This is a genomic window from Nonomuraea sp. NPDC000554, from assembly GCF_040300065.1.
In the GTDB taxonomy this organism is placed as follows: Bacteria; Actinomycetota; Actinomycetes; order Streptosporangiales; family Streptosporangiaceae; genus Nonomuraea.
In genome coordinates this window covers 36,751-63,081 of sequence record NZ_JBEPDC010000037.1, presented here as the reverse complement: position 1 = coordinate 63,081, position 26,331 = coordinate 36,751, and the positions used below count along the sequence as shown (strand labels likewise).

The 26,331-nt window shown below is 70.6% G+C and carries 23 protein-coding genes; 10 read left to right on the top strand and 13 right to left on the bottom strand.

The annotated features are described in order from the left end of the window. Positions 1-117 precede the first annotated feature (117 nt). The 6 genes from ABT294_RS44460 to ABT294_RS44435 form a co-directional block, all read right to left on the bottom strand. Positions 118-1,650, bottom strand: a complete 1,533-nt coding sequence (locus ABT294_RS44460) for an AMP-binding protein (protein WP_350812527.1) — start codon at positions 1,648-1,650, stop codon at positions 118-120. A gap of 113 nt (positions 1,651-1,763) precedes the next feature. After that, complete coding sequence (locus ABT294_RS44455; protein ID WP_350812526.1) at positions 1,764-2,588, bottom strand: MetQ/NlpA family ABC transporter substrate-binding protein; 825 nt, start codon at positions 2,586-2,588, stop codon at positions 1,764-1,766. A 10-nt stretch (positions 2,589-2,598) separates the two neighbouring features. Then, positions 2,599-3,255 carry a methionine ABC transporter permease gene (locus ABT294_RS44450; RefSeq protein WP_350812525.1) on the bottom strand — a complete coding sequence of 219 codons (657 nt, stop codon included), beginning with the start codon at positions 3,253-3,255 and terminating at the stop codon, positions 2,599-2,601. 34 nt (positions 3,256-3,289) lie between these two features. After that, positions 3,290-4,240, bottom strand: a complete 951-nt coding sequence (locus tag ABT294_RS44445; RefSeq protein ID WP_350812524.1) for a methionine ABC transporter ATP-binding protein — start codon at positions 4,238-4,240, stop codon at positions 3,290-3,292. A gap of 345 nt (positions 4,241-4,585) precedes the next feature. Continuing rightward, the gene (locus ABT294_RS44440) at positions 4,586-5,854 is read right to left on the bottom strand and encodes an alpha-amylase family protein (RefSeq protein WP_350812523.1); all 1,269 of its coding nucleotides are present in this window, start codon (positions 5,852-5,854) and stop codon (positions 4,586-4,588) included. Continuing rightward, positions 5,838-6,962: an FUSC family protein gene (locus ABT294_RS44435; protein ID WP_350812522.1), complete on the bottom strand. Its 1,125-nt coding sequence runs from the start codon at positions 6,960-6,962 to the stop codon at positions 5,838-5,840. Before ABT294_RS44435 ends, ABT294_RS44440 begins: the two co-directional genes overlap by 17 nt. A 127-nt stretch (positions 6,963-7,089) precedes the next feature. Here ABT294_RS44435 and ABT294_RS44430 point away from each other — a divergent pair, with 127 nt between their 5' ends. Continuing rightward, positions 7,090-7,554, top strand: a complete 465-nt coding sequence (locus ABT294_RS44430; protein ID WP_350812521.1) for a MarR family winged helix-turn-helix transcriptional regulator — start codon at positions 7,090-7,092, stop codon at positions 7,552-7,554. Here ABT294_RS44430 and ABT294_RS44425 read toward each other — a convergent pair. Then, positions 7,478-8,653, bottom strand: coding sequence for a Fic family protein (locus ABT294_RS44425; RefSeq protein ID WP_350812520.1), 1,176 nt, complete (start codon positions 8,651-8,653; stop codon positions 7,478-7,480). The two genes, ABT294_RS44430 and ABT294_RS44425, sit on opposite strands and share 77 nt — an antisense overlap. 197 nt (positions 8,654-8,850) lie before the next feature. Next, positions 8,851-11,211, bottom strand: a complete 2,361-nt coding sequence (gene lon, locus ABT294_RS44420; RefSeq protein ID WP_350812519.1) for an endopeptidase La — start codon at positions 11,209-11,211, stop codon at positions 8,851-8,853. A 175-nt stretch (positions 11,212-11,386) separates the two neighbouring features. On the opposite strand from lon, the gene ABT294_RS44415 reads away from it, so the two are divergent. Together ABT294_RS44415 and ABT294_RS44410 are read left to right on the top strand one after the other, a co-directional pair. Then, positions 11,387-12,652, top strand: coding sequence for a sensor histidine kinase (locus ABT294_RS44415; RefSeq protein WP_350812518.1), 1,266 nt, complete (start codon positions 11,387-11,389; stop codon positions 12,650-12,652). Beyond that, a complete protein-coding gene (locus ABT294_RS44410; RefSeq protein WP_350812517.1) occupies positions 12,649-13,311 on the top strand; it encodes a response regulator in 663 nt (220 codons plus the stop codon). The genes ABT294_RS44415 and ABT294_RS44410 overlap by 4 nt, the downstream gene beginning before the upstream one ends. Here the strand turns inward: ABT294_RS44410 and ABT294_RS44405 are convergent. Together ABT294_RS44405 and ABT294_RS44400 are read right to left on the bottom strand one after the other, a co-directional pair. Continuing rightward, positions 13,278-13,727 carry a hypothetical protein gene (locus ABT294_RS44405; RefSeq protein WP_350812516.1) on the bottom strand — a complete coding sequence of 150 codons (450 nt, stop codon included), beginning with the start codon at positions 13,725-13,727 and terminating at the stop codon, positions 13,278-13,280. The two genes, ABT294_RS44410 and ABT294_RS44405, sit on opposite strands and share 34 nt — an antisense overlap. Before the next feature lie 10 nt (positions 13,728-13,737). Then, entirely contained in the window at positions 13,738-13,878 is a 141-nt protein-coding gene (locus ABT294_RS44400; protein WP_350812515.1) for a hypothetical protein, read from the bottom strand. Positions 13,879-14,821: 943 nt separating this feature from the next. Between ABT294_RS44400 and ABT294_RS44395 the strand changes: the two genes are divergently transcribed. After that, a complete protein-coding gene (locus ABT294_RS44395) occupies positions 14,822-15,916 on the top strand; it encodes a serine hydrolase domain-containing protein (protein WP_502912221.1) in 1,095 nt (364 codons plus the stop codon). Between the two features lie 171 nt (positions 15,917-16,087). On the opposite strand, the gene ABT294_RS44390 is transcribed toward ABT294_RS44395, so the two are convergent. Together ABT294_RS44390 and ABT294_RS44385 are read right to left on the bottom strand one after the other, a co-directional pair. Continuing rightward, the gene (locus tag ABT294_RS44390) at positions 16,088-17,254 is read right to left on the bottom strand and encodes an MFS transporter (RefSeq protein WP_350812513.1); all 1,167 of its coding nucleotides are present in this window, start codon (positions 17,252-17,254) and stop codon (positions 16,088-16,090) included. A gap of 405 nt (positions 17,255-17,659) precedes the next feature. Continuing rightward, complete coding sequence (locus ABT294_RS44385; RefSeq protein WP_350812578.1) at positions 17,660-18,130, bottom strand: RrF2 family transcriptional regulator; 471 nt, start codon at positions 18,128-18,130, stop codon at positions 17,660-17,662. Between the two features lie 371 nt (positions 18,131-18,501). On the opposite strand from ABT294_RS44385, the gene ABT294_RS44380 reads away from it, so the two are divergent. From ABT294_RS44380 to ABT294_RS44360, 5 genes are all read left to right on the top strand, one after another. After that, positions 18,502-19,152 (top strand): PadR family transcriptional regulator, encoded by a 651-nt coding sequence (locus tag ABT294_RS44380; RefSeq protein WP_350812512.1) that lies wholly within the window; start codon positions 18,502-18,504, stop codon positions 19,150-19,152. Between the two features lie 30 nt (positions 19,153-19,182). Then, the gene (locus tag ABT294_RS44375) at positions 19,183-20,556 is read left to right on the top strand and encodes an FAD-dependent oxidoreductase (RefSeq protein WP_350812511.1); all 1,374 of its coding nucleotides are present in this window, start codon (positions 19,183-19,185) and stop codon (positions 20,554-20,556) included. Between the two features lie 148 nt (positions 20,557-20,704). Beyond that, positions 20,705-21,346, top strand: a complete 642-nt coding sequence (locus ABT294_RS44370) for a biliverdin-producing heme oxygenase (RefSeq protein ID WP_350812510.1) — start codon at positions 20,705-20,707, stop codon at positions 21,344-21,346. A 164-nt stretch (positions 21,347-21,510) separates the two neighbouring features. Further along, complete coding sequence (locus ABT294_RS44365; RefSeq protein WP_350812509.1) at positions 21,511-22,107, top strand: TetR/AcrR family transcriptional regulator; 597 nt, start codon at positions 21,511-21,513, stop codon at positions 22,105-22,107. Between the two features lie 13 nt (positions 22,108-22,120). Continuing rightward, entirely contained in the window at positions 22,121-23,533 is a 1,413-nt protein-coding gene (locus tag ABT294_RS44360) for an MFS transporter (protein ID WP_350812508.1), read from the top strand. Between the two features lie 6 nt (positions 23,534-23,539). Here ABT294_RS44360 and ABT294_RS44355 read toward each other — a convergent pair whose 3' ends face one another. Beyond that, a complete protein-coding gene (locus ABT294_RS44355) occupies positions 23,540-24,769 on the bottom strand; it encodes a cytochrome P450 (protein ID WP_350812507.1) in 1,230 nt (409 codons plus the stop codon). 67 nt (positions 24,770-24,836) lie between these two features. Between ABT294_RS44355 and ABT294_RS44350 the strand changes: the two genes are divergently transcribed. Further along, a complete protein-coding gene (locus ABT294_RS44350) occupies positions 24,837-26,228 on the top strand; it encodes an FG-GAP and VCBS repeat-containing protein (protein WP_350812506.1) in 1,392 nt (463 codons plus the stop codon). Positions 26,229-26,331 lie beyond the last annotated feature (103 nt).

Here is a 26,331-nt window from a genome sequence, read left to right as displayed (position 1 = left end):
CGGCACAGAACGAAGATCACCCTAGCAAACCGGGCAGTGCCCCTGTCTGGGTGTTCTTCCCGCATAACCGCCCAGTTCGTCGGTCTCAGGAGCAGGTCAAGGTGGGTGACGAGGTTCTCACCCGTGCCGCAGGTACTCGTCCCTGAGGAGGCGTTTGTACAGTTTGCCGGTGGGGTGGCGGGGCAGTTCCTCGCGGAAGTCCACGGACCTGGGGCACTTGTAGTGCGCCAGGTGGGCGCGGCAGTACGCGATGAGCTCGGCCTCCAGCGCCGGGCCCGCCTCGTCCATCGACGCGGGTTGCACCACGGCCTTGACCTGCTCGCCCATCTCCTCGTCCGGGATGCCGAAGACCGCCACGTCCGCGACCTTGGGGTGGATCGACAGGACGTTCTCGGCCTCCTGCGGGTAGATGTTGACCCCGCCAGAGATGATCATGTACGAGCGGCGGTCCGTCAGGTAGAGGAAGCCGTCGGCGTCGAGGTAGCCGATGTCGCCCAGCGTCGTCCACCCCCTGCCCTGGGGGTCCTGGACGGAGCGGGTCTTGTCGGGGTCGCCGTGGTACTCGAAGCGGGCGCGGCTGTCGAAGAAGACCGTGCCGCGCTCCCCCACCGGCAGCTCGGCGCCGTCGTCGTCGCAGATGCGGACGGTGCCGAGCAGCGAGCGGCCGACGGTGCCGCGGTGCTGGAGCCAGTCCTGCGGGCTCGCGTAGAGGAAGCCGTTGCCCTCGGTGCCCGCGTAGTACTCGTGGACGATCGGCCCCCACCAGTCGATCATCTGCTCCTTGACCGGGACGGGGCAGGGGGCGGCGGCGTGGACGGCGCACTGCAGAGAGGACAGATCATACTTTTTCCGGGTTTCTTCGGGCAGCTTGAGCAGCTTGATGAACATCGTCGGCACGAGTTGCGTGTGCGTCACGCCGTACCTCTCGACCAGCTCCAGGTACCGTTCCGGGTCGAAGCGCTCCATCACCACGACCGTCGCGCCCAGCCGCTGGAAGGTCAGGCAGTAGCGCAGCGGGGCGGCGTGGTAGAGCGGCGCCGGCGACAGGTACACGCTGTCGGACGTCGGTGCGAATAGGCCCTGTACCAGCCTGAGCAGCGTGCCGGGCGCGTCGAGCGGGGCCTCCGGCAGGGCGGGCTTGACACCCTTGGGCCTGCCGGTGGTGCCGGAGGAGTAGAGCATGTCCGCGCCCTGGACCTCGTCCTCGATCGGCGTGACCGGGTGGGCGGCCACCGCCTCCTCGTAGGAGGAGAAGCCCTCGGCGGTGCCGTCCAGCATGAGCCGCAGCTCGACGCCGGGAGTCTCGGCGGCGATGGACGTGGCCACCTCGGCCAGGTCGGCGCTGGAGATGAAGACCCGGGCGCCGCAGTTGTCCACGATGTAGGCGAGCTCGTCCGTCTGCAGGCGGGAGCTGATCGCCGTGTAGTACAGCCCCGACCGGTGCGCGGCCCAGGCGATGGCCAGGAAGAGCGGGTGGTTGGCGAGCATGAACGCGACGTGGTCGCCGGGGCGCAGGCCGGCGGCGCGGAAGAGGTGGGCGAGCCTGTTCGACTCCTCGTCGAGCCGGCGGTAGGTGATGATCTGTCCGGAGCCCGCCATGATCACAGCGGGCTTGTCAGGGGTGACGGCTGCGATGGCTCCCGGATACATGACCGAACAGTATTCGGCTGGACGCGCGTCGCGCCAGCATCCTCCCGGGCACGGCGCAGCCGCGGCCCCTCGACGGGACCGCGGCGAACCGGGTCAGGCGGCGGAACCCGCCGTCACTGCGCGGGGATGACCGAGCCCTGGTACTTCTGCTGGATGAAGTCCTTGACCTTCTGGTCCTGCAGGAGCTTGCCGAGAGTGACGATGTTGGCGTCCTTCTCGTGCCCCGCGCGCACCACGAGGCCGTTGACGTACGGGTTGCCCTCGGTCTTCTCCAGCGCCAGAGCCTGCGACGCGGGCTTGAGCCCGGCCTGGATGGCGTAGTTGCCGTTGATCACCGCGGCGTCGACGTCGTCCAGGGTACGCGGCAGCTGCGCGGCCTCCACCGGCTTGAAGACCAGCTTCTTCGGGTTGTCGGTCACGTCCCGCTCGGTGGCGGTGGTGCCGACGCCGTCCTTGAGCTTGACCAGGCCGTTGTCGGCGAGCAGCTTGAGCGCCCGGCCCAGGTTGGTGGCGTCGTTCGGGACGGCCACGGCGGCCCCGCCGGGCAGCGCGGCCAGGCTGGTCAGCTTCTTGGAGTACAGGCCGAGCGGCTCCAGGTGCACCGGCGTGACGAAGCTCAGCTTGGTGCCCTTGGAGGCGTTGAAGTCGTCCAGGTACGGCTTGTGCTGGAAGAAGTTGGCGGCGAGCTGGCCCTCGTCGAGCTGCACGTTCGGCTGCACGTAGTCGGTGAACTCGACGACCTCCAGCTTCAGCCCGGCGGCGGGCGCCAGGTTCTGCTTGACGAAGTTCAGGATCTCCGCGTGCGGCACGGGGCTGGCGCCCACCTTCAGCACGCTGTCGGCCGACTCGGCCTTCTCCGTCGTAGCGGACTGCGACGTTCCACATGCGGCGAGCAACAACGACAGGGCGACAGCACCCACAATGCGGCGAACTTTCATGATTTTTCCTCTACTTATGCGATAGACGCCGAGCGACCACGTCGCCCAGGCTCTGGATCAGCTGCACGATCACGACGAGCAGCACGACGGTCACGATCATGAGCAGGGTCTCGAACCGCTGGTAGCCGTACCTGACGGCCAGGTCGCCCAGCCCTCCCCCGCCGATGGTCCCCGCCATGGCCGAGTACCCGATGAGCGCGACGACGGTCACCGTCAGCCCTGCGACCAGCCCCGGCAGCGCCTCAGGCAGGAGCACCTTGCGCACGATGGCCATGCGACCGGCCCCCATGGCCTGGGCGGCCTGGATCACGTCCCGGCTGACCTCGCGCAGCGCCGTCTCGACGAGCCGCGCGAAGAACGGCACCGCGCCCACGGTGAGCGGCACGACCACGGCGGCCGTCCCGATGGAGACGCCGACGAGCAGGCGGGTGAACGGGATGATGGCGATCATCAGCACGATGAACGGCAGCGACCGCCCGACGTTGACGACGAAGCCCAGCACGGACCTGACCGCCGGAAGGGGCCGCAACCCGCCCCGGTCGAACACGACCAGCGCCACTCCCAGGGGCAGCCCGAACAGCACGGTGAAAAGGGTCGACCAGCCGACCATCTGCGCGGTCTCCCCGGTGGCCGCCCACAGCAGCGGCGCCATCTCGTCCCAGGTCATGAGCCCTCCACACCCTTCGTTCCGGACGAACGCCTCACGAGGCCTCCTCCACGAGCAGCCCGCGCGAGCGCAGGTGGTCCAGCGCGGGGGCGGTGTCACCGGTCAGGGAGACACGCAGGCGTCCGACGGACCCGCCCGCGAGGTCCTCGATCGAGCCGCCCAGGATGCTGACGTCCACGTTGAATGTGCGCACCACCTCGGACACGACCGGCTGCTGCGGGTCGCCCGTGAAGGTGAGCGTGACCGAGCCCGCCGGCGCGGGCTCGGGAAGGGGGAAGATCTCCCTGGTCAGGCGGGAGCCCGGGGTCCTGATGAGGTCGGCGATGGTGCCGGACTCCTCGACGCGGCCGTCCGCCATGATGGCGACCGAGTCGCAGACGCGCTTGACGACGTGCATCTCGTGCGTGATCAGCAGGATCGTCAGGCCCAGCTCGGCGTTGAGCCGCTTCAGCAGGGCGAGGATCGACTCGGTGGTGGCGGGGTCGAGCGCCGAGGTGGCCTCGTCCGAGAGCAGCACGGCGGGGTTGCCCGCGAGCGCCCTGGCGATGCCGACGCGCTGCTTCTGCCCGCCGGACAGGCGGGCCGGATGGTCCTTGCCGCGTCCGGCGAGCCCGACGAGGTCGAGCAGCTCGGCCACCCGCCGCTCCCGTTCGGCCCTGGGCACGCCCATGACCTCCAGCGGGAACGCCACGTTGCCCGCGACCGTGCGCGAGGAGAGCAGCGCGAAGTGCTGGTGGATCATGCCGATGCGCTGCCTGGCGCGGTTGAGCTCCTTGCCGGGCAGGGCGGTCAGGTCCTGGCCGGCGACGGTGACCGTGCCCGCCGTGGGCCGTTCGAGCAGGTTGACGCAGCGCAGGAGCGTGCTCTTGCCGGCGCCGCTCTGGCCGAGCACGCCGTAGATCTCGCCCTCGCGCACGTGCAGGTCCACGCCGTCGAGGGCGACGGTGTTGCCGTACAGCTTGCGCAGGCCTGAAGCCTGAATCACGAAAAATCCCCACGAGTGAGAGCGGCCACCTGGAGGGCCGCGGAGACGAGCACCAACGGACGGGTGCGGATCAGCGCGTGCCAGGAGGGAACGGCAGGTGGCTCAGCCTGCGCAGCACGAAACTGGGTGCGATCATCGGTGAACTTCCGAGGGAGTGCGGACGGGTCTCGACTAGCGGGCGTTACACGCCATGACGCACATTCGCCCCTGACGCCTGCCGAAACGACGCATGCGGAAACACGGGGCGCCTGCGGGGGCGCTCAGCTCGTTCGCGTATGCCTCGTCCACGCCCGTGCTAACAGTCCCTTTACTTCCCGATATTCCCGACATCCTTGGTGATATACGTCACTCGTCCTTCTCGACCAGGATCTTCCACGCGTGCGGCCCGACGACCGCGAGGTCCTGCGCACCGCCTTCGGGCGCGGCGAGCCTGACGCGCGAGGTGTCGATCGGGAACCGGTACGCCCGGTCGTCGAGGTTGAGCAGGGTGAGGACGCCTTCGCCGTCGGCGCTCGACCTGATCGCGGCCGCCCTGTTCGTCAGGTGCTCGACGGTCGTACGCGCCCGCACCAGCCAGGGATGGCGCCTGCGCAGCCCGATGAGGTCCTGGTGCAGCCGGTAGACCGGCCGGCCGTGCGGGGCGAGCTCGCCGGGGGCCGCGGGGAAGGCGGGCCTGATCGCGTCGTCGCCGCCCTCCCGCTCCTCCTTCAGCCCCCGGAACGCCTGCTCGTCGCCGTAGTACAGGCTCGGCACCCCGCCGACGGTGAGCAGCACCGCGAGGGCGTGGCCGAGGTGCCGCTCGTCCCGCAGCCGGGTGGCGAGCCTGGTGACGTCGTGGTTGCCGACGAAGGTGAGGGGGACGAAGGTGTCGAGCAGGCTGTTGTGCCGGTCGAGGGCCCAGGCCAGCTCGAAGAGGTTGCGGTCGTTGAGCGAGCTCCAGACGGCCTTCCACAGCTCGTACTGGGTGACCGAGTCGAGCCCGGACCGCGTGACGTATCCGGCGTAGTCGCCGTGGATCATCTCGCCGGCGAACCACGCCCGCGGGTGCCGCGCGCGCACGCCCGGCAGGACGTCCCGCCAGAAATCGGCCGGGACGGCGTAGGCGGCGTCGAGCCGCCAGCCCGCGGCGCCGCGTCCGAGCCAGTGGTCGAGCACGGCGGCGACGTGCTCGCGCACGGCCGGTTCCGCGTGGTCCAGCGCCACCAGCCGGTCGTGGCCTTCGAAGGTGTCGTAGCCGGTCGAGCCCGGACGTTTCCTGAACCACCGCGAGTCCGCCGCGAAGGACCTGCCGACGTGGTTGAACACGCCGTCGAGCACGATGCGCAGCCCGCGCTCGCCCGCCCGGGCCACGAGGGAGTCGAAGTCGCCGTCGTCGCCGAGCCGCGGGTCGATGCGGAAGTGGTCGACGGTGTCGTAGCCGTGCGTCTCGGACGCGAAGATCGGGCCGAGCAGGAGGCCGGAGCAGCCCAGCTCGACGGCGTAGTCCAGCCACCCCTCCAACTGCCGCAGCCGGTGCCGGACCGACACGCCCGGCGGCGGGGCGACGGCCGGTGCCCCGGTGAAGCCCAGCGGGTAGACCTGCCACAGGATCGCGTGGTCACTCCACGACGGCACGGGCGCTCCTCACGTTGTCTCCGCGGCTGCGCGCCGCCCAGGGCAGGTAGCCGAGGCCGAGCGCCAGCGCGCAGCCCACGGCCGTGTCGGCGAGCCGGTAGCCGATCGTCGCGGCCGACACACCGTCCATGAGCAGCAGGACGAGAGGCGTCATCACGGCGGCGTACAGGGTGCCGTTGCGGTCCTTGAGCATCGGGCGCAGCGCGGCCAGCACGCCCACGACCAGCACGAACAGCCACGACGGCGGCACCCACAGCAGCACGGCCGCCCCCGCCAGCACTCCGGCTGCGGTTCCCGCGGCCCGCTCGACGGCCCGCCGCGGGGCCCCGTCGAACCGCCGCCTGACGACGATCACCACGGTGACGGAGATCCACGACGCCGTCGGCTGCGTCCAGACCAGGCCGATGACCTGGGCCGCGGCCAGGCAGGCGGTCAGCCGGGCGGGGTACCGCCACCCGCGGGCGGTGCGTAACGTCCGCCACCAGCGCCGCACGAGCGCTCCCGGCGACGGCGCGCGGACGGACTTCTCCGGATGGACCACCACCGCCCGAGCAGGCTCCTTCGCATGAGCCGCGACCTCCTGAGCTGGGTCGTCCGCGTGGGCCGCGACCGCCCGGGCGGGGTCGTCCGCGCCAGAGCCGCCTTCGGGGCTCGTCACCCGGCTCAGGAGTGCGGCGAGGAGGAGGCCCCAGGCGGCGCCCTCAGCGAGCAGGACGGCCACGGCGATCGGGTCGGCGCCCTTGGCCGCGCCGGTCATGATGACCATGAAGGTGATGAACCGGGTGGTGAGCTCGGCCACGGGGCGGCTCAGCCCGCCCACCACCGCCGCCGCCCCCGCCAGGAGGACGACGGCCAGAGCCGTGACCCAGCCGCGCCCGGCGACGGCGGCGCCCGCGAACCCGGCGGCGGCCACCACCGCCGTGGTGCAGGCGCTTCGGGTCAGGGTGGCGCGCAGGCCGGGCGGCGGGGAGACGCCGGCCGCGGCCAGCGCGCCGACCGCGGCCAGCATCCCGAGCGCCGGACGCCCCGTGACGACCCCCAGCGCGACCGGCCCGCCGAGCCCGAGCGCGGCGGCCGCCATCCGCGACAGCTCCCTCGACACCCCCATCGGCACCTCCCGATGCCCCGCACCGCTGGACGTCTGGAGCCTACTCCAATCATTACGCTATGCGTACCAGATTTAGGGCATAGTCCCGATGTTCACCGTTGACTTAGTAAGTGCTAGCGTAATAATCGTGAACGACGAGGAGCTACACGAAACGGCCGCCTCGCTGCGGCGCGCCGCCGTGGGGCTGGCCAGGCGGCTGCGGGACGAGCGCCCGGCGGAGGGCCTGGGAAGGCTCGCGCTCTCGCTCCTGGGGCACCTGCGCAGGAACGGCGCGATGACCGCCGGCGACCTGGCGGCGGCCGAGCACCTCCAGCCGCAGTCGGTCACCCGCGTGCTCGCCACGCTGGAGGAGCGGGGCCTGATCCGCCGCTCCCGCGACCCGGACGACCGCCGGCGCCATCACATCGTCCTGACCGACCAGGGCGCCGCCGCGCTCACCGAGCAGGTCAGCGACTCCGACACGCGACTGGCCGAGACGATGTCCCGCACGCTCACCCCGGCCGAGTGCCGCATCCTCAGCGTGGCGGCCGGCCTGATCGACCAGCTCCTCGAAGATCCGCCCGCTCCAGGTAGGGGTCGCGCAGAGGCGTGACGCGCTCGGCGTGAGCGGTCTTGATCTCGACCATGCGGGGGCCCGGCGCGTAGAAGCGTCCCTTCGTCTCTCCGTACGGCTGGAGCCAGCCCTTGGCGGCCAGGTCGCGCAGGTCGCGGGCCGCCTGCCCCTGGCTGAGCCCCTCGTCGGCCTGGTAGCGGCTCCTGCGCAGCCGCCGGTTGACGAAGACCTCGTAGAGGGCGGACACCGACCGGATGTTGAGCCCCTCGTCGTCGACCTGCTTCTCCAGCAGCATCCAGATCTCCCCGGCCTCGGCCAGGCGACGCCCCACCCGCTGGGCCTGCATGTGATGGGCGCGCAGGCAGAACCGGACCCACGCGAGCGTGTCGCCGTGCGGGCTCCACTGTCTCCGGCCCACCTCGCCGAGCACGTCGTAGTAGTCGACGGTGGTGCGCTGCTGGCCGAGCCACTCCTCGATCGAGGAGAACTCGGGGGTCGTGATCTGATCCCTGCCCAGGACGAGCGTCTGCAGCGCGCGGGACATGCGGCCGTTGCCATCGCACCAGGGATGGATCTTGACGAGGTTCAGGTGCGCCATGGCAGCCCGGACATAGCTCGGCGCCTCCCGGTCGCCCGCGTTGAGCCACACGATCAGCTCGTCGAGAAGATCGGGCACGAGTTCGGCGTCAGGCCCCTCGTAGACCACCTGCCCGGACTCGGAATCGCGGATGTAGACGAGGCCGGGCCGCAGCGCTCCTGGTGTCTTGTGGCGGTGGTGGCCGATCATCATGAAGTTGAGCCCGTTGAGGAGCCCCACGTCGTAACGGAAACCGGAAGCCCGCGACAGCACCTGGATGTAGGTCAGCGCCTGCTGGTAACCGGCGATCTCGCGCGCCACGGAAGCAGAGGTCTCCAGCGGCTCCTCGCCCGACATGATGGACTCGATGTCCTCGACGCTGGCCCGGTAGCCCTCGATCGAGTTGGAGCCCTGGATCGCGCGCGCCTGGAGTTGCCTGCGGAGCTGGCCATCCCAGCGGTGGGTCTCGGCCAGGCGGTACTTGAGGTCGCGGCGCATGTCCTCGATCTCTTCCAACACCGCTTTGTCGGCGGGTTCGAGCACGGGCGTCTCGTACAGCATGCCCTCATGCAAGCATGAACAAATCATCTCGTCAAACACTGGGATGATTTATCCATCTATCACCCAGAGTCGTCAGTGAGACAGGATGCGGGCCGCGCGGGAAGCGACAGCGGCTGCGCTTCCCGCGGGGGCTTCCCGCAGGGCCGGCATGCCGCCGCCCGCCGCCCTCTCCTGGAGGACGGCGGGCGGCGGGTGGGTCAGGCCGCGACCGAGGAGGCGACCTGGGCCGGGGTCAGGGCGATGTCGAGGACCTCGCGCACGTCGCTGACCGCGTGGATGGTCAGCTCGTTGCGGACCTCCTCGGGGACGTCGTCCAGGTCGGGCTCGTTGCGCGCCGGGATGAGCACCGTGCTGATGCCCGCCCGGTGGGCCGCCAGCAGCTTCTGCTTGACGCCGCCGATCGGCAGGACCCGCCCGGTGAGCGAGATCTCGCCGGTCATCGCCACGTCGCCGCGGACCTGGCGTCCCGACAGGAGCGAGGCCAGCGCGGTGGTCAGCGTCACGCCCGCCGAGGGACCGTCCTTGGGCACGGCGCCCGCCGGGAAGTGGACGTGCACCGAGCGGTCCTTCAGCGCGGTGACCGGCAGCTCCAGCTCCGCGCCGTGCGAGCGCAGGTAGGACAGCGCGATCCGGGCCGACTCCTTCATCACGTCGCCGAGCTGGCCGGTCAGGGTCAGGCCCGTCTCGCCGGTCTCGGGGTCGGCCAGCGACGCCTCCACGTAGAGGACGTCGCCCCCGGCTCCGGTGACCGCCAGGCCGGTGGCCACGCCCGGCACCGAGGTGCGCTGGGTGGACTCGGGCAGCGACGACTCCGGCACGAACCTGGGACGTCCGATGTAGCCGACCAGGTCGTCCTCGCCGACCGTGACGGGCAGTTCGTCCTTGGCCGCCACCTTGCGCAGGATCCGTCCGACCGAGCGCTCCAGCGACCGGACTCCCGCCTCACGGGTGTACTCGGCGGCCAGCTTGCGCAGGGCCGCGTCCGCGACGGTCACCTCGTCGGCGGTCAGGCCGGCGAGTTCGAGCTGGCGCGGCAGCAGGTGGTCGCGGGCGATCGAGACCTTCTCGTCCTCGGTGTAGCCGTCGAGCGTGACGACCTCCATCCGGTCGAGCAGCGGCCCGGGGATGGCTTCGAGCACGTTGGCCGTGGCCAGGAAGAGCACGTCGCTCAGGTCCAGTTCGACCTCGAGGTAGTGGTCGCGGAACGTGTGGTTCTGCGCCGGGTCGAGCACTTCGAGCAGGGCCGCGGTGGGGTCGCCGCGGTAGTCGGAGCCGACCTTGTCGATCTCGTCCAGCAGGACGACGGGGTTCATCGAGCCCGCCTCGCGGATGGCGCGGACGACGCGGCCGGGCAGCGCGCCGACGTAGGTGCGCCGGTGGCCGCGGATCTCCGCCTCGTCGCGGACGCCGCCGAGGGCGACGCGGACGAACTTGCGTCCCATCGCACGCGCCACGGACTCGCCGAGCGACGTCTTGCCGACTCCGGGAGGGCCGGCGAGGGCGAGCACGGCGCCGCTGCGGCGCCCGCCGACGACTCCGAGGCCCTTGTCCTGGCGGCGCTTGCGCACGGCCAGATGCTCGATGATGCGGTCCTTGACGTCGTCGAGCCCCGTGTGGTCGGCGTCGAGGACGGCCCGCGCGCCGGTGATGTCGTAGTTGTCCTCGGTCCGCTCGTTCCATGGGACGTCGAGGACGGTGTCGAGCCAGGTGCGGATCCAGCCGGTCTCGGGAGACTGGTCGGACGTCCGCTCCAGCTTGTCGACCTCCTTGAGCGCGGCCTCGCGCACCTTCTCGGGCAGGTCGGCGGCCTCCACGCGGGCCCGATAGTCCTCTTCCTCGGTCTCGGCCGAGTCGCCGTTGAGCTCCTTGAGCTCCTTGCGGACCGCGGCGAGCTGCTGGCGCAGCAGGAACTCGCGCTGCTGCTTCTCCATGCCCTCCTGGACGTCCTTGCGGATCGTCTCGGCCACGTCCAGTTCGGCGAGGTGCTCGCGGGACCACTCGACCAGCTTGGCCAGCCGCTCGGCCGGGTCGGCGGCCTCCAGCAGCTCGACCTTCTGGGCGGTGGTCAGCCACGGGGTGTAGCCGGAGCTGTCGGCCAGCACGGACGGGTCGTCGATCTGGTTGACCTGGTCGACCACCTGCCAGGCGCCGCGCTTCTGCAGGATGGTGGTGGCCAGGGACTTGTACTCCTTGGCCAGCTCGTGGGCGCGCTCGCCCGCCGCGACGGTGTCGACCGTGATGGCCTCCACCCAGAGGGCGGCGCCGGGGCCGGTCGTGCCGGTGCCCACGCGCACCCGGTCGACGCCCCGCACGACCGCCGCGGGCTCGCCGCCGGGGAGCCTCCCGACCTGCTCGACCACGGCCTGTACGCCGACGGCGCCGTAACGGCCGTCGATGCGGGGAACGAGGAGGACCCGCGGCTTGTTGCCACCAGATGCCTGGGCCGCGTCTATGGCCGCCCGCACCTCGGAGTCGGACAGGTTCAGCGGGACCACCATGCCCGGCAGGACGACCTCGTCGTCCAGCGGCAGGACCGGGAGGATCAGGCTCTCACTCATGCGAACTCCAAAGGGTTGAGTTATACCGACTCAATTCATTGGAGCCCTGGATTGTTCCCTTCGTTGCCGATGTTCGCTCACGGCGATCGTAAGCATGTAATCGATACTTGGGAGTGACCTGAGGATCAGACCTGGGGGTGACGCCTGCCGCCGTCGCCGTTCGTAAGCTGGGCGCGTGTTCTCAGCAGCGGCAGCCGTGCGGCCCTTCGCGCTCGCGCTCTTCCGGGGCGCGGCCGAGCCGCCGCCCGGGTCGCGGCGCCTGACGCTCGGCCTGCCGCGCCGACTGGCCGCGCTGCTGCCGGTCCGCCGCATCGTCCTCGTGCAGGCCGCCGATGTCATGACGGCCTGGGTCCTGTTGGGCACCACCTTCAGCCAGATGGCCGACCTGAACAACGGCGCCCTCCCGCGCGTCTGGGATGGGTGGATCTTGCTGAGCGCGGTCGCGGTCTCGGCGCCGATGGCGCTGCGCGACCGCTGGCCACTGGCCGCCTGGCGGGTCGCCCTGGTGCTGCTCCCCGTCCCGGTCTACGTGACCGCCGCGTTAGCCGGTTCCGACGCGCCGTACACGCCGGGCATGGTCGTGACGTACCTGCTCGTGATCTACTCGGTCGCCGTCCGCTGCGACCGGCGGATCGCGCTGGCGGTGTGGCTCATCACGGTCCTGGGTCTGTGGATCGCCGACCGCGGCTCCGCGCCCCTCGGTGCGGTCATCACCGGCGTCGCGGTGCTGTTCGGCTACAACGTGCGGGTGCGGCGCAACGCCACGGCCAGGCTCCTGCTGGAGGAGCGCCGATCCCGGCAGGCGGAGAGCGCGCAGGCCGTGCTGGAGGAGCGGGCCCGCATCGCGCGCGAGCTGCACGACGTGGTCGCCCACCACATGTCGGTGATCGCGATCCAGGCGGAGGCGGTGCCGCTCAAGGCGGCGGGCGATCCGGCGCAGCTGGAGGCGGGGCTGACCGAGATCCGGAGCCTGTCGCTGGAGGCGATCGCCGAGCTGCGCCAGGTGCTGGGCGTGCTGCGCGACCAGGACGGCCGCACCGACACCGCGCCGCAACCCGGCCTCGACCGGGTCGGCGAGCTGGTCGCCAACGCGCGGGCCGCCGGGCTGTCCGTGCTGGTCGAGCAGCCGGAGCCGGTCGCCGGGGTGCCCCCCGCGGTGAGCCTGTCGGCCTACCGGATCGTGCAGGAGTCGCTGAGCAACGCGATGCGCCACGCGCCCGGCGCCACGGTCTCGGTCGGCATCTCCCGCGAGTCCGGCGCGGTGCGGCTCCGGGTGGTGAACGGCCCCGGGTCGTCGCCCGGCGGGCCCCCGGGAGCCGGCCAGGGGCTGGTGGGCATGCGGGAGCGGGCGGCGCTGCTGGGCGGCGAGCTGGAGGCGGCCGGAGTCGAAGGGGGAGGTTTCCAGGTGACGGCGAGGCTGCCGGTCGAGGAGACGGCGTGATCCGGGTCCTGATCGCCGACGACCAGGGGATGGTGCGCACCGGGTTCACCGTGTTCCTGAGCGCCCAGCCCGACATCGAGGTGGTCGGCGAGGCGGCCGACGGGCTGGAGGCGGTCCAGCGGGCCGCGGCGCTGAAGCCCGACGTGGTGCTGATGGACGTCCGGATGCCGGTCATGAACGGGCTGGAGGCGACCAGGCGGCTGCTGTCGTCCGACGCGGCCTCGGCACCGAAGGTGCTCATCCTCACCACCTTCGACCTCGACGACTACGTCTACGAGGCGCTGCGGGCGGGGGCCAGCGGGTTCCTGCTGAAGGACGCCTCCGCCGCGCAGCTCGCAGACGCCGTGCGGGTGGTGGCCGCCGGCGAGGCGCTGATCGCTCCGGCGATCACCAAACGGCTGATCCACGAGTTCGCCCGGCTGGGCGGCCCCCGTGGCCCCGCGCCCAAACGTCCGGCGGAGCTGACCGAGCGTGAGGCCGAGGTGCTCACGCTGGTCGCCCAGGCCCTGTCGAACCAGGAGATCGCCCAGAAGCTGGTGGTGGCCGAGCAGACGGTCAAGACGCATGTGGGGCGCGTCCTGATGAAGCTCGGCCTGCGCGACAGGGCCCAGGCGATCGTGTTCGCCTACGAGACCGGCTTGGTGCGGCCGGGCGACTGAGCGCGTCTCCCCTTCGCCGCGCGCACCCTGACCTGGCCGGTGGCGATGCGCACGATGTCGGGGCTGTTGATGGCGCCCAGCTCGATGGCGTGGCTGCCGAGCCTGGCCCGCAGCAGCCGGTCATAGGCCTCGGCGACGGCCTTCGGGTCGTCGTGCAGGTCCTTGCAGAGCTGCTGGGCCTGCTTGGCCTCCGACCACGCCGTCACCACCTTGGGCAGGTAGATCCAGCCCGCGACGAGGGCGGCGAACACGTACCCGCCGACGGTGACCCAGGCGGCGTAGTGCACCGCCGCCTCCGACGGCGCGCCCAGCCAGACCCTGGCGAGCACTCCCGAACCGGTGCCCAGCGCGGGCGAGATCAGGAGCCCCGGGATCCAGGGTGAGCGGGCGGCGCTCCTGACCCGCGGAAAGGCCATCTCCGGCGGCCTACTCGGCCGGATCGTCGCCGTCAGTGACCTCGTCACCCTCAGGAGGGGGCGTTCTGACCACGCTCGGGTGACCGAGCAGATACTCTGGGTAGCCGGTGACGATTGCCGAATCAGGTAGCTCATTCGGGGTGACGAACATGGGCCAATGGTGTTGAGTCATGTCGAAGCCTCGTTTGCTTGCGTGATGGGGCGTCGACGGGGCGAGGGGGAGACTCCTGCTGCAACAGGATGTCGCCAACCCCCTCGCCCCACCAACGAGCGAGTTTTCCTGTAATGCACAACGGGCCTCTCGATTCCCGTTTCAGGAACGCGAGAGACCCATGAAAACCGGATCATAGGTCGGTTTTCCCCGGATGGCGCCGAACGTGAAAACGAATCAGATTCGCGTTCACGCTGAAGGCCAGGTGAGGCCGCCGGCGCTTGGTCGAAGCGTACATAACATCAAGCCCCGGCACCTCACGTACTCGTGAATCAAGGCCAGATCAATTCGGCCACAGCGGCCCCACCCGTCCCACCGGATGCGCTACCCGAGGCCGCGCACGGCTGGCCGGCCGGCCTCACGCACGGCTCTTCCGCAGGTGGCGGGCGTGGAGATCCAACGGGGAGCGGCTCCGGCCTGGAGACGCGGCCAGACTCCCGCAAGTCGCGATTTTTGGGGCCTTCACGGGATAAATGCAATTGACAAGGGACGCGGCCGCGCGCCGTTGTCGTTCATCCGAACTGTGCCATGGCGGCGAGATCGATGGCACCCTTTCGGGATTGTCCGGTTCGGCCGATATTTCAGATATCTGACCATATTCGGCAGCGGGGCGGCTCGGCACGCGCCCCGAATTCCACCTCGCGACGGCAGGGATCGCACCGAGTCATCCTCCGGTACTACCGCCACATTCAAACCCTGCGCTGACGCGGACCACGAGGTCGTGTCCGTACGGTCGTGGCCATGTTCAGACGTCTCGGCGGACAGGCTCGCACCCCCGCACAGGCCCCTGATTCAGCTCAGGGGCCTGTCCCCCATCTGGATGAGCCGATCTTCATCCGTGCGGACGGTGCCGCCTCGCGACCCGGCTGGGAGTGTGTTGACCATGTACAAGCGAGCGATGTGCGCGGGACTGGCCGGTATGTTAGCGATCTCACTACTGTCGAGCCCGGCGGCGGCGACCGGTGCCCACTCAGGGTTACGGCAAGCCCTCCAGCGCCTGACCGAAGACAACGACGTACCAGGAGCGTTGGCGCGGATTCACGACGCACACGGCGACACCGTGATCACCAGCGGCGTCGCCGACGTGGAGACCAAGCGTCCCGTGCAGACAAACAGCAGGTTCAGAATCGGCAGCAAGACCAAGACGTTCGTCGCCACGGTCGCACTCCAGCTCGTCGGTGAGGGCAGGATCGAGCTGGACGCGCCCGTAGAACGCTACCTGCCCGGGCTGGTGGGGCCGGACATCACTGTGCGCCATCTCCTCCAGCACACCAGCGGCCTGCCCGACTACCTGCCCCTGCTCGATCCCGCCGACATCCTGGCCCACCGCTACGATCACTGGAACGCGGCAGACCTGGTCGAACTGGCCCTGCAACGGCTGGCGGAGTTCCCGCCCGGCACGGACTGGAGCTACTCCAACACCAACTACCTGATCGTCGGAATGATCATCGAGAAGACGACCGGCAACACCTTCGGTACGGAGATCCGAAGGCGCATCCTGCCCCCCCTGCGACTGAACGCCACCTCCGTCCCCGACGACGCGCTCGACATCCCCGGCCCGCACCCGAGCGGCTACCTCAAGACCGGCGACGGCCTGCTCGACATCACCCGTCACAACCCCTCGGTGGCCGGCGCGTCAGGCGGGATGATCTCCAGCGCGTCGGACCTGAACCGCTTCTACGATGCTCTCCTGCACGGCCGCCTGCTCCGTCCGGCCGAGCTGAAAGAGATGATGACCACCCGTCCACTGGACGGCCCCGGCGGCGCGGCGTACGGCCTGGGGCTGATGAGCACGCCGCTGCCCTGCGGCGGCCTGCTGTGGGGCCACGCGGGTGACACGCTCGGCTTCAGAACCAGCGGCGGGGCCACCCTCGACGGCAGGCAGGTCACCGTCATGACGAACCTGTACCGCATCGACGGCGTCCGCAACGCGGACCTCGATGCGGTGGTCACCACCGCACTGTGCGAGAACCGCTGAAGACCGGGTGCGGTGGATGTGGATTGTCACGATCACGGAGATCGGCCGGTGGCGTGGGCACTCGCTGCCATGCCTGTCCTGCGCGGAGTGATCGAACCGGCGCGCCGTGGACGGTCCGCCTTTCCGAGCGCCAGCTCCAGCAGCGTCCGTCGTCGGGGGCCGCGCGGCGCGTCACCGGTACCGGCGGGTGATCGCGAGGTAGGCGAGGCAGAGCACGGCCAGCCCCGCGCAGGCCGCCAGCGCCACCGGGACGCCGACAGGCAACAGGACGCCACCGAGAGCAGTGCCCAGGGCGATGCCGAGGTAGAGCGCCGAGGCGTTGAGGCCGACGACCACGGCCGTCTCCCGCGGGGCCGCGGAGATCAGCCGCAGCTGCTGGGCCGGGGTCTGGAACCAGGTGCCGGCGCCCCAGGCCGCCATCAGCAGCCCGGCCAGCGGCAGCCAGCGGACGTTCGCACCTGCCGTCCAGGCGAACGCGGTCAGGGTCACGGCGAGCGCCGCGTACCCGACCGCAAGGACGCGGATGGGCCCGCGCCGGTCAGCCGCCGCGCCCGCCACCAGGTTGCCGGCCACCGCGCCCACGCCATACAGGAACAACAGCCACATCTCCGCCGCCGGTCCGGCACCGAGCGCGTGCACGATGGGGACGGCGTAGGCGTACAGCCCGTAGCTGGCGGCCAGGCCGAGGACGGTCAGCGGCAGCACCGCCACCACTCCCGGTCGACGCAGCGCGGCGAGACGATCACGCAGGGGGACGCGGGGATTGCCGGGCAGCACGGGCATGACGCCGCGCACGGCAGCCGCGCAGACCGCGCACAGCGCCGCAACCAGCCCGAGCGCGGCACGCCAGTCCAGGACCTTGTCGGCGAGGTTGCCCAGCGGCACCCCCAGCGCGGTCGCGACGGTCAGTCCGCCGACGACCACGGCCAGCGCGCGAGCCCGCTGCGCGGGTGCGACCAGAGAGGCGGCGACGGCGCCCGCGTTGGGAGTGAAGGCGGCGGCGCCGAACGCGGCCAGAACACGGGTGACCATCAACAGCGGATAGCTGGGAGCCAGCGCCGAGCCGAGGTTGGCCAGCGCGAGCACCACCAGCGCGCACACCAGCAGGGCGCGGCGCGGGACCCTGGCGGCGAGGGTGGCCAGGACGGGAGAGAGCACGGCGTAGGTGATGGCGAAGACGGCCGCGGACTGCCCGGCCGCGCCCTCGGACACGTCCAGGGAGCGGGCCATGTCCGGCAGGAACCCGGCCACCACGTACGCGTCGGTGCCGACGGCGAAGGTGCCGAGCGCCAGGACCAACGTCGCACCGAGCCCGCGCGGAGCGGGGGGCGCTGGCACGGCTGTTCTTCGTTCAATCGGGATATTCGCCATCCCGGTTCCTTTCGTAGTCGCTGCTGGGCGCCCGGATTCGGCGGCTCTCGGCGGCACCGGCTCGGGGCGTGTGCGCAGGCGGTGTGGCCCTCTACACGCGCGTCGTGTGCGGGCCGGCCGCCCGTACGAACGTCGTTCCGCACGGTTGGTTCGGGACCTGCCGCCCGTATGGACGTCGTTCCACGCGGGCGGGCGTTTCGGAGTGAGCCGCTCGTTCGAGCGCGGTTCCGCGTGGGTGGTGCGGGGTGAGCCTCGTAGGAACGCATCCCGCGTGGGCAGTTCCGGGTGAGAGGCCCGTACGAACGTGGTTCCGGGCGGGGCTGTCGAGGTGAGCAGGCTCTACGAACGTCGCTCCGTGCGGGTGGTTCGGGGTCAGCCGCCCATGCGGGCGTAGTTTCGGCGGGTGCGCTCGGCCCCCGCTGGGGCGTGAGCCATCAGGTCGGCTATGGTCTGGGCGGCCAGTTCGCGCCGCCAGGCCAGCTCGGCACGGCGCATCGCGGCGGCGATTCCGCAGGGGCGGCCGAACTCTCCTTCGGCGCCTACCGCCCCCGCGCCGCGCTGCCGGATCTCGGCGCAGCGGAACGCTTCGTCGGCCCCTTCCAGGGCGACGACGACGTCCATCAGGGTGATCCGCTCCGGCGGCCGCGCCAGAGCGAAGCCGCCACGGACACCTGGTGTCGAGGTCAGGATCCCGGCCTTGGCGAGCGCCTGTAGGCGCTTCTTCAGGTACTCCTGCGGCAGGTCGAACCAGGCGGCGAGTTTGCGAATCGACACCGGCCCCTCGTCCGTGAGCCAGGCGAGCGTCACGCAGCAGTGCAGACCCCACTCGACTCCCTCACCCATATTCACAACCGGGATACTACATATCCCTTTTAGGCAGGGCAATCCGGCAGGTACCCCCGCGCGAGGGCCGACGGTCCGCGCCCATCTCCCCGGAGCACGGCGAGAACGTCCACCTTTCAGCGCGATCACCGTGGGCGTGGAGGCCGGACCGGCCAAGATCTCCGCCGGTGCCCGGCAACCGCTGCGACCGGGGCCGCCGCGGCCGGAGGGCTCGGCCCGGGGGCTCGGCCCGGGGGCTCGGCCGCGGGCGCGGTCGGGGGGCGCTACGGTCGGCCGCCGCAGTTGGAGCCCGCCGTGGTCAAGTGACGCGGCCGAGGGACGCAGTCGAAAGGGTGTGCAATAGTCGCCAGGAGACTAGTAGCATGGCAACTATGAGTCGACCTTCAACGTTGGCACTGGCTGTGCTGTCCATGCTCGGAGAGGCCGAGCTGAAAGGGCAGGCGGCCATGCACCCGTACAAGATGCAGCAGCTCATCAAGGAGCGCGGCAAGGACGAAGTGGTCAACGTCGGGCAGCGCGCGAGCCTCTACCGCACCATCGACCGGCTCCACAAGGCCGGGCTGGTCAGGGTGCTGGAGAGCGAACGCCAAGACAACCGTCCCGAACGGACCTTGTTCGCGCTCACCGACGAAGGCCGCCGGACCTGGCGGACATGGATGCTCGACGCGCTGTCCACGCCGACCCGCCACTATCCGGAGTTCCCGGCCGCGATCGCGTTCATCCCGCTGCTCGAGCCCGCGGAGGTGCTCGAACAGCTGGAGAAGCGACGGGTGAAGCTCGTCAGCGAGCTCGAACGCGTCGAGACGGTCCTCGCCGAGTCGGCGCAGTGGGCGCGCCTGTTCACCCTCGAGATGGAGTACCTGCGGGCGACCACCGCCGCGGAGCTGGGGTGGGTCGAGTCACTCGTCGGCGACCTCCGGGCCGGAAGCGTCACGTGGAGCGCCGAGTGGCTGGCCGCGATGGCATCCCAGCAGCCACCCGGAGGAGCCGACGAGGAACACGGCCAGGACGCCGCGCACTAGCGAATGCCGAAATAGACCGAAAGGGCCAGCATGCCTACCTCCCCCTTCCACGTGCTCATCATCGGCGCCGGAACCGGCGGCCTGTGCCTGGCGCAGGGCCTCAAGCGGGCCGGTGTCAGCGTCGCGGTGTACGAACGCGACCGCACCTGGCGCGACGGCCTGCAGGGCTACCGGGTCGGCATCGACGCGGACGGCAAGCGCGCCCTCAAGGCGAACCTGTCGCCGGAGCTCTACGAGACCTTCGTCGCGACGTGCGCGCAGCGGCCCCGCTACGGCAACCAGATGACCAAGGACAAGAAGGTCCTCTTCTCCGCCGGGCCCGAGCTGCTCAGCGAGGAGGACCGGCCGTCCGAGGACGAGCTGGACGAGTCGGTCAGCCGGATGACCCTGCGCCAGGTGCTGCTGACCGGCGTCGAGGACGTCGTCACCTTCGACAAGACGTTCTCCCACTACGAGCAGCACGCCGACGGCACGGTGACCGCGTACTTCGCCGATGGCACGTCCGCCACCGGGGACCTGCTGATCGGCGCCGACGGCGCGAACTCCAGGGTGCGCGGGCAGTACCTGCCGCACGCCAGGCTCGTCGACACCGGGCTCGTCGGCATCACCGGCAAGACGCCGCTGACCGACGAGACCCGCGGGCTGCTGCCGCAGCGCATGATCGAAGGCGTCAGCATGGTGCACGGCGACAAGGGCTCCATGTGCATCTTCCACGTGATGCAGTTCAAGTGGGACACCAGGGGTGAGCTCAAGGACGGCATCGGCGGCACGGACGCCGACGCCATCCGCAACTGGCCGGGCCTGCTGTACGACAACAGCCGCGACTACATCATGTGGGGTTTCGCCGCCGCCGACACCTGGCTGCCGGAGTCGGTGCTCCGGATGCGCGGCCAGGAGGTCCAGCAGGTGGTGCTCGACCTGACCCGGAACTGGCATCCGGACCTGCGCAGGATCTTCGCGCTGGGCGATCCGTCCAGCAGCTTCCCGCTGGCGATCCGGACGTCCGAGCCGATCGACCCGTGGCCGACGACGAACGTCAGCCTCATCGGCGACGCCATCCACACGATGACCCCTGGCCGGGGCGTCGGCGCCAACACCGCGTTGCGTGACGCGCGGCTGCTGACCCGCCTGCTCGTCCAGGCGGCCAGGGGCGAGGCACCGCTGCTCGACGCGGTGCACCGGTATGAGACCACGATGACCGGATACGCCTGGGACGCGGTCATCAAGTCACGCGCGCAGATGGACGGGCACTCGATCATGCACAAGGGCGGCCTGGGCGGTTCGCTGGCCCGCGCCGGCATGCGGACCGCGATGCGCGTCATGGACCACCTGCCGCCGGTGAAGCGCAGGATCGCCGCCGCGGAGTCGAGCTTCCGGGGCGCGGGACGCGACGAGGAGGGCTGAACCTCCGGCAGCGGACCCATCAGGGGCGAGTGTGCGCAGGTCGAGCCGGGGGAAGGTTTAATGACATGGTGTCGCCATCAGCTTGACGCAGGAGCCCAAGGTTTGTGACACTGTGTCATGAAACAGCCTGCGTACGTTGGGAAGTACCGTGACGTCGTTCTCTGACACCTTGAAGTCCGCCACCTGGAGCGACCATCAGTCGGCGGAGGATGAGAGCTACCTCAAGGAGCTGATGGGCGGGCGGTTGACCGAGCTGGAGTACGGCGAGATGGTCGCCCAGCACTATTTCGCCTACGTCGCCCTCGACAGGGCCGCCAGGGCTCTGGAGAGCCATCCGGTCGCCGGGCGGTTCGTGTTTCCCGAACTCTACCGCGAGGACGCGCTCGAACGGGACCTGCGGACGATCTTCGGTGCGGGGTGGCGGGAGCGGATCGGGCCGTCCAAGGCCACGCGGACGCTGGTCGCGCGGATCGAGCAGGTGGCCGACTGGCCTGGCGGGTACATCGCGCACCACTACACCCGGTACATGGGCGACCTGTCGGGCGGCCAGTTCATCCGGATGGAGCTGCAGAAGATCTACGGCTACGCCAAGGGCGGCGGCGTCGACTTCTACGTGTTCGACCAGGTCGGCAGCCTGCCGAGGTTCAAGAACGAGTACCGCGCCCGGCTCGACGCGCTGAACCTGGATGACAGGGAACGGCAGCGGATCATCCGCGAGGTCAGGCTCGCCTACCAGCTCAACACCGAGGTGCTCGCCGAACTCCTGCACGTCGTCAAAGCCGCCGCCTGACACCCGGCCGGCGCCCTCGGCACTCCATGTGGAGCCGTGGTCGGCGTACACCGGCTGGGCCGCCGACGCGGCAAAGGGCGCGCCCTCAGCACGTACGGCGGGCGTCCAAGGCATTGTGTCGCCGGCTTCACCGACGAGCATGGCTTTCGCCCTACCATGGGCATATGCCCCGGATCTCCGCCGCCACCATCGGTGAGCACCGTGCACAGACGCGCGAGCGTATCCTCCAGGCGGTCTCCCGCCTGTCGAGGGTGCAGGGCATCGACGGGATCTCCATGACGGACGTGGCCAACGAGGCGGGCATCACCCGGACCGTCCTGTACAACTACTACCCGGACAAGGCGGCCCTCCTGCTCGCCTTCACCGAGCAGGTCACCCACTACTTCATCGAGAGCTACGAGCGGGAGCTGCCCGCCGGCGCCTCCCCCGCCGACCGCCTGCGCGCGTTCGTCCGGCTGCAGTTGAGCGGCCTGCTGGCGCACCCGCACCCGGGCGCGGCCGACCTGAGCGCCGCGCTGGGCCCCGACGCCTACCAGCAGCTGGCCGAGCACGTGGCGCCGATGCAGCGGATCCTGGTGGACATCCTCGACAGCGGCAGCGAGGCGGGCGACTTCCAGGTTCCCGACGTCGCCTCCACGGCACGGATGATCCTCGCGGTCATCGGCGCCGAGCGGGTCCCGCTGATCAGCGGCGCCGTGTCGGTGGAGGACGCGGGCGAGCTGGTCTCGGGGTTCGTGCTCAGAGCACTGGGTTCCGGCTGAGACCATGAGCCGTATGGACAACGGCCACATCGCGCTCAAATCCCCTCAGGGGCGGTGGATCCTGGCGGCGACCGTGCTCGGCTCGGGTCTGGCCATGCTCGACAGCACGGTAGTCAACGTCGCTCTCCCCTTTCTCGGCAGGGAGCTCAAGGCCGACATGGCCGGGCTCCAGTGGACGATCAACGCGTACACGCTCACGCTGGCCGGGCTGATCCTGCTGGGCGGCTCCCTCGGCGACCGCTACAGCCGCCGCAAGGTCTTCCTCATCGGGACGATCTGGTTCGCGCTCGCGTCCGCGCTGTGCGGCCTTGCGCCGAACATCGAGTTCCTCATCGCCGCCCGCGCGCTGCAGGGCGTCGGCGGCGCACTGCTCACGCCCGGCTCGCTGGCGATCATCCAGGCGTCGTTCGTCAGGGACGACCGGCCGCGCGCGGTGGGCGCCTGGTCGGGGCTGGGCGGTGTGGCGAGCGCGCTCGGCCCGCTGCTCGGCGGCTGGCTGGTGGAGACGGCGGGCTGGCGGTGGGCGTTCCTGCTCAACCTGCCGTTCGCCGCGATGGTCGTGCTCGTCACGATCAAGCACGTCCCGGAGAGCAGGGACGAGCAGGCGGTGGGCCGCTTCGACGTCCTCGGCTCGGTGCTGGCCGCGCTCGCGCTGGCCGGGATCACCTACGGCCTCATCGAGAAGGGCGTGGGCGTGCCGCTGATCGCCGGCGTGGTGCTGGCGGTGGCGTTCGTCTGGGTCGAGAGGCACCGCTCGCCGGACGCCCTCGTGCCGCTCGGCCTCTTCCGCGACCGGGTGTTCACGGCCGTGAACGTGGTCACGCTGATCATGTACGCGGCGATGGGCGTGGTGTTCTTCCTGCTGGTCGTGCAGCTCCAGGTGGTGTCGGGGTTCGGGCCCATCGCCGCCGGCCTGGCGCTGCTGCCGACGACGATCCTGATGCTGCTGCTGTCGGCGCGAGCGGGCGAGGTCTCCAAGCGGATCGGCCCGCGCTGGCCGATGACGATCGGCATCCTCGTGGCCGGGCTCGGCTTCCTGTTGATGAGCACGATCGGGCCGGGCGCGTCCTACGTGCTCCAGGTCCTCCCGGCGGTCACGGTGTTCGGGCTCGGCCTGTCGGCGGCGGTCGCGCCGCTGACGGCGACCGTGCTGGCCACCGCGGACGAGCGTTACGCCGGTACGGCGAGCGGTGTCAACAACGCGGTGGCCCGCACGGGCAGCCTGCTGGCGGTGGCCGCGGTGCCGCCGCTGGTCGGGCTGGTCGGCGACGCGTTCGAGAAGCCGCAGGTGTTCGACGCGGGCTTCACGCGCGCGATGCTGATCAGCGCGGTCATGATGGGCGTCTCGGCGCTGATCACCTTCTTCACGATCCGGACGAACGTCCTGGATCCGCAGCTCACGAAGGCCGGAACCAGCGAGACCTGACAGCCCTCAGAACGTGAACTGCTGACTGCGGACGCTGTTGTCGAAGTTCGACAGCAGCAGTTCGGGCTCCCCGAGCGAGCGGATGCCCGGCAGGCGGGTCAGCAGTTCGCGGAACATCGTCCGCATCTCCTGCCTGGCCAGGTTGGCGCCGAGGCAGAAGTGCGGGCCGGGGCCGCCGAAGCCGACGTGCGGCTTGGTGTCGCGGGTGATGTCGAAGCTGTCGGGGTCGGGGAAGACCGACTCGTCGCGGTTGGCCGAGCCGTAGAACAGGACGACCTTGTCGCCCTTCTTCAGGTCGAGGCCGCGCAGCGAGTAGTCGGCGGTGACGGTGCGGCGGAACTGCATGATGGGCGAGACGAACCGGACCATCTCCTCGATGGCGCCGTTGATGTGCGCGTCGAAGTCGCTCATCAGCAGCTCTCGCTGGGCCGGGTTGTCGGTGAGTAGCTTGATGCCGTGGGCCATGGTGTTGCGGGCGGTCTCGTTGCCCGCGACCAGCAGCAGCGCGAAGAACGAGCCCAGCTCGCGGTCGGTGAGCTTCTCGCCGTCGGGGTTGGCGTTGACCAGCAGCGACACCAGGTCACCCCGAGGTTCCGCTACGCGCTCGTGGCCGAGCTTGATGACCATGCGTTGCAGGGCGAGCAGGGCGAGCATGTTCTGCCCGGCCATCTGGACGCTGCGGGCCAGACTCGGACGGACGCCGGTGTAGGCGGTGGAGATGTCGACGTGTTCGTGGACCTTCGCCCGCAGTTCGTCGGGGATGCCCATCATGTCGCAGATGACGTGAATGGGGAGCCTGGCGGCCACCTGCGAGACGAAGTCGCGCGGGCCGTCGCCGACCACGTCGTCGACGATGCGCGCGCAGGCCGCCTCGATGTCGCTCTGCAGGCCCGCGAGCATGCGGGGGCTGAACGAGCGGGTGACGATCCGGCGCAGGCGGGCGTGGCGGGGGTCGTCCATGTTCACCATCGACTCGCCGAACACCTGCTTGACCCACCCGGGCGGCTCGGGGTTGGTGACGGCGGGCTCGCTGGAGAAGATCTTGGCGTTGCGGCTGGCCTCGACCACGTCCGCGTGCCGCACGAGGGCGTAGAAACCCTTGCCCGAGCGGAGGAGCGGCACCTTCTTCTCGGGGAAGAACACCGGATGCTCGACCTGCCTGAGCTGGGCGAATGCCTCGTAGCGTTCCTTGAGGGGTTTGCGCCAGAAATTCAGGTCCGCGAGGTCGATGTGCACCCGTCCATCCTGGCACGTTCCCATGGAGTTAAGGCCGGGTTCGGGGACAGCGGCGATACCTACAGGTATGAACGTACTGCTCGCCGCCTGCCTGGTCCTCCCCCTGGCTTCCGGTACGGCCCACAGCCCCGCCAGGACGTGTGGCGGCCTCCCCTCCGACTTCGACGGCGACGGCCGTCCCGACCTCGCCGTGGCCGCTCCGTACGACAACAAGCGGGCCGGCTCCGTGAGCATCGTCTACGGCGACGGACGGACGGTGAAGCTCACCCAGCGCGACGCCGAGCCCGGCGACTCGTTCGGGTCGGCGCTGGCCGTGGGCGACTTCGACGGCGACGGCTGCTCGGACCTGGCCGTGGGCGTGTCGGAGGAGTTCACCGGCGAGCGGGTGCCGGGCGGCGACGGGAACGGGGTCGTCGAGCTGTTCAACGGCTCGGCCGAGGGGCTGCGCCCCGGGAGGCGGCTCGCGCTGGACAAGCCGTCCAGCGACAGGTTCGGCGCCGCGCTGGCGGCGGGCGACCTCGACGGCGACGGGCGGGACGAGCTCGTCGTGGGCGCGCCAGGACGGGGCACGGGCGGCGGCGTCATCATCTACTGGATGAAGGGCCGCAAGCCTTACCAGATCACCCAGAAGACGTCGTGGGTGCGGCAGACGGCGAGCGTGACCGACCAGTGGGGGGCGGCGCTCGCGACCGGCGACTTCGACGGCGACGGCCGCGACGAGCTGGCCGTCGGCGCGCCCGCCGACAGCGTCACCCAGGACGGCCAGGGCTCCGTCACCGTCCTCGACCCGGTGCGCAGGCGCGCGCGGCTCCTCACGCAGAGCACCCCGGGCATCAAGGGCGCCTCGGAGAAGTGGGACGCGTTCGGCTCGTCCCTGGCGTCCGGTGACTTCAACGGCGACGGGCGCGCCGACCTGGCCATCGGCGTGCCCGGCGAGGGGCTGAGCGAGAACCAGCGGGCGATGGACTACGGCGACGGCACCGTGGACGTCCTGTACGGCACGCGCGGCGGGCTCGGCGCGTCCGGCAGCGAGGCGTGGTCGCAGCGGACGCTCAAGGGCGAGCCGCGCTACTACGACCGGTTCGGCGCGTCACTGGCCGCCGGCGACTTCAACGGCGACGGCGACGACGAGCTGGCCGTCGGCGTGCCCGGCGAGCGGGCCGTCCAGGTGCTGGCGGGGACCAGGGCGGGCGGGCTCACCCGGCACGGCGATCTGCTGATCAAGGGCAAGGGCCGTGACTTCGGCGCGTCCATGGCCGCGATCCCGGCGCTGGGCGGCCGCTACCGCGGGCTCTCCAAGCAGCCGCCGCTGTACGGGCTGGTCGTGGCCGCCCCGGACCAGGGCCTGGTGCAGTACGTGCCCGGATTGCGCAAGCCCGGCACCTCCCCCGGCCTGCGCCCGGACCGGATCCGCCGGCTCGGCAGCGGCCCCGGCCTGTACGGCTACACGTTCGGCTGACCCCGCCCCAAGAACGCGAGCCCCTTTCAGGCGGTGGCAAACGACTTCAGGTGGCGGACGTCTTCAGGCGTGGGGCGTCTAAAGGCGTGAGGCGTCTTCAGGT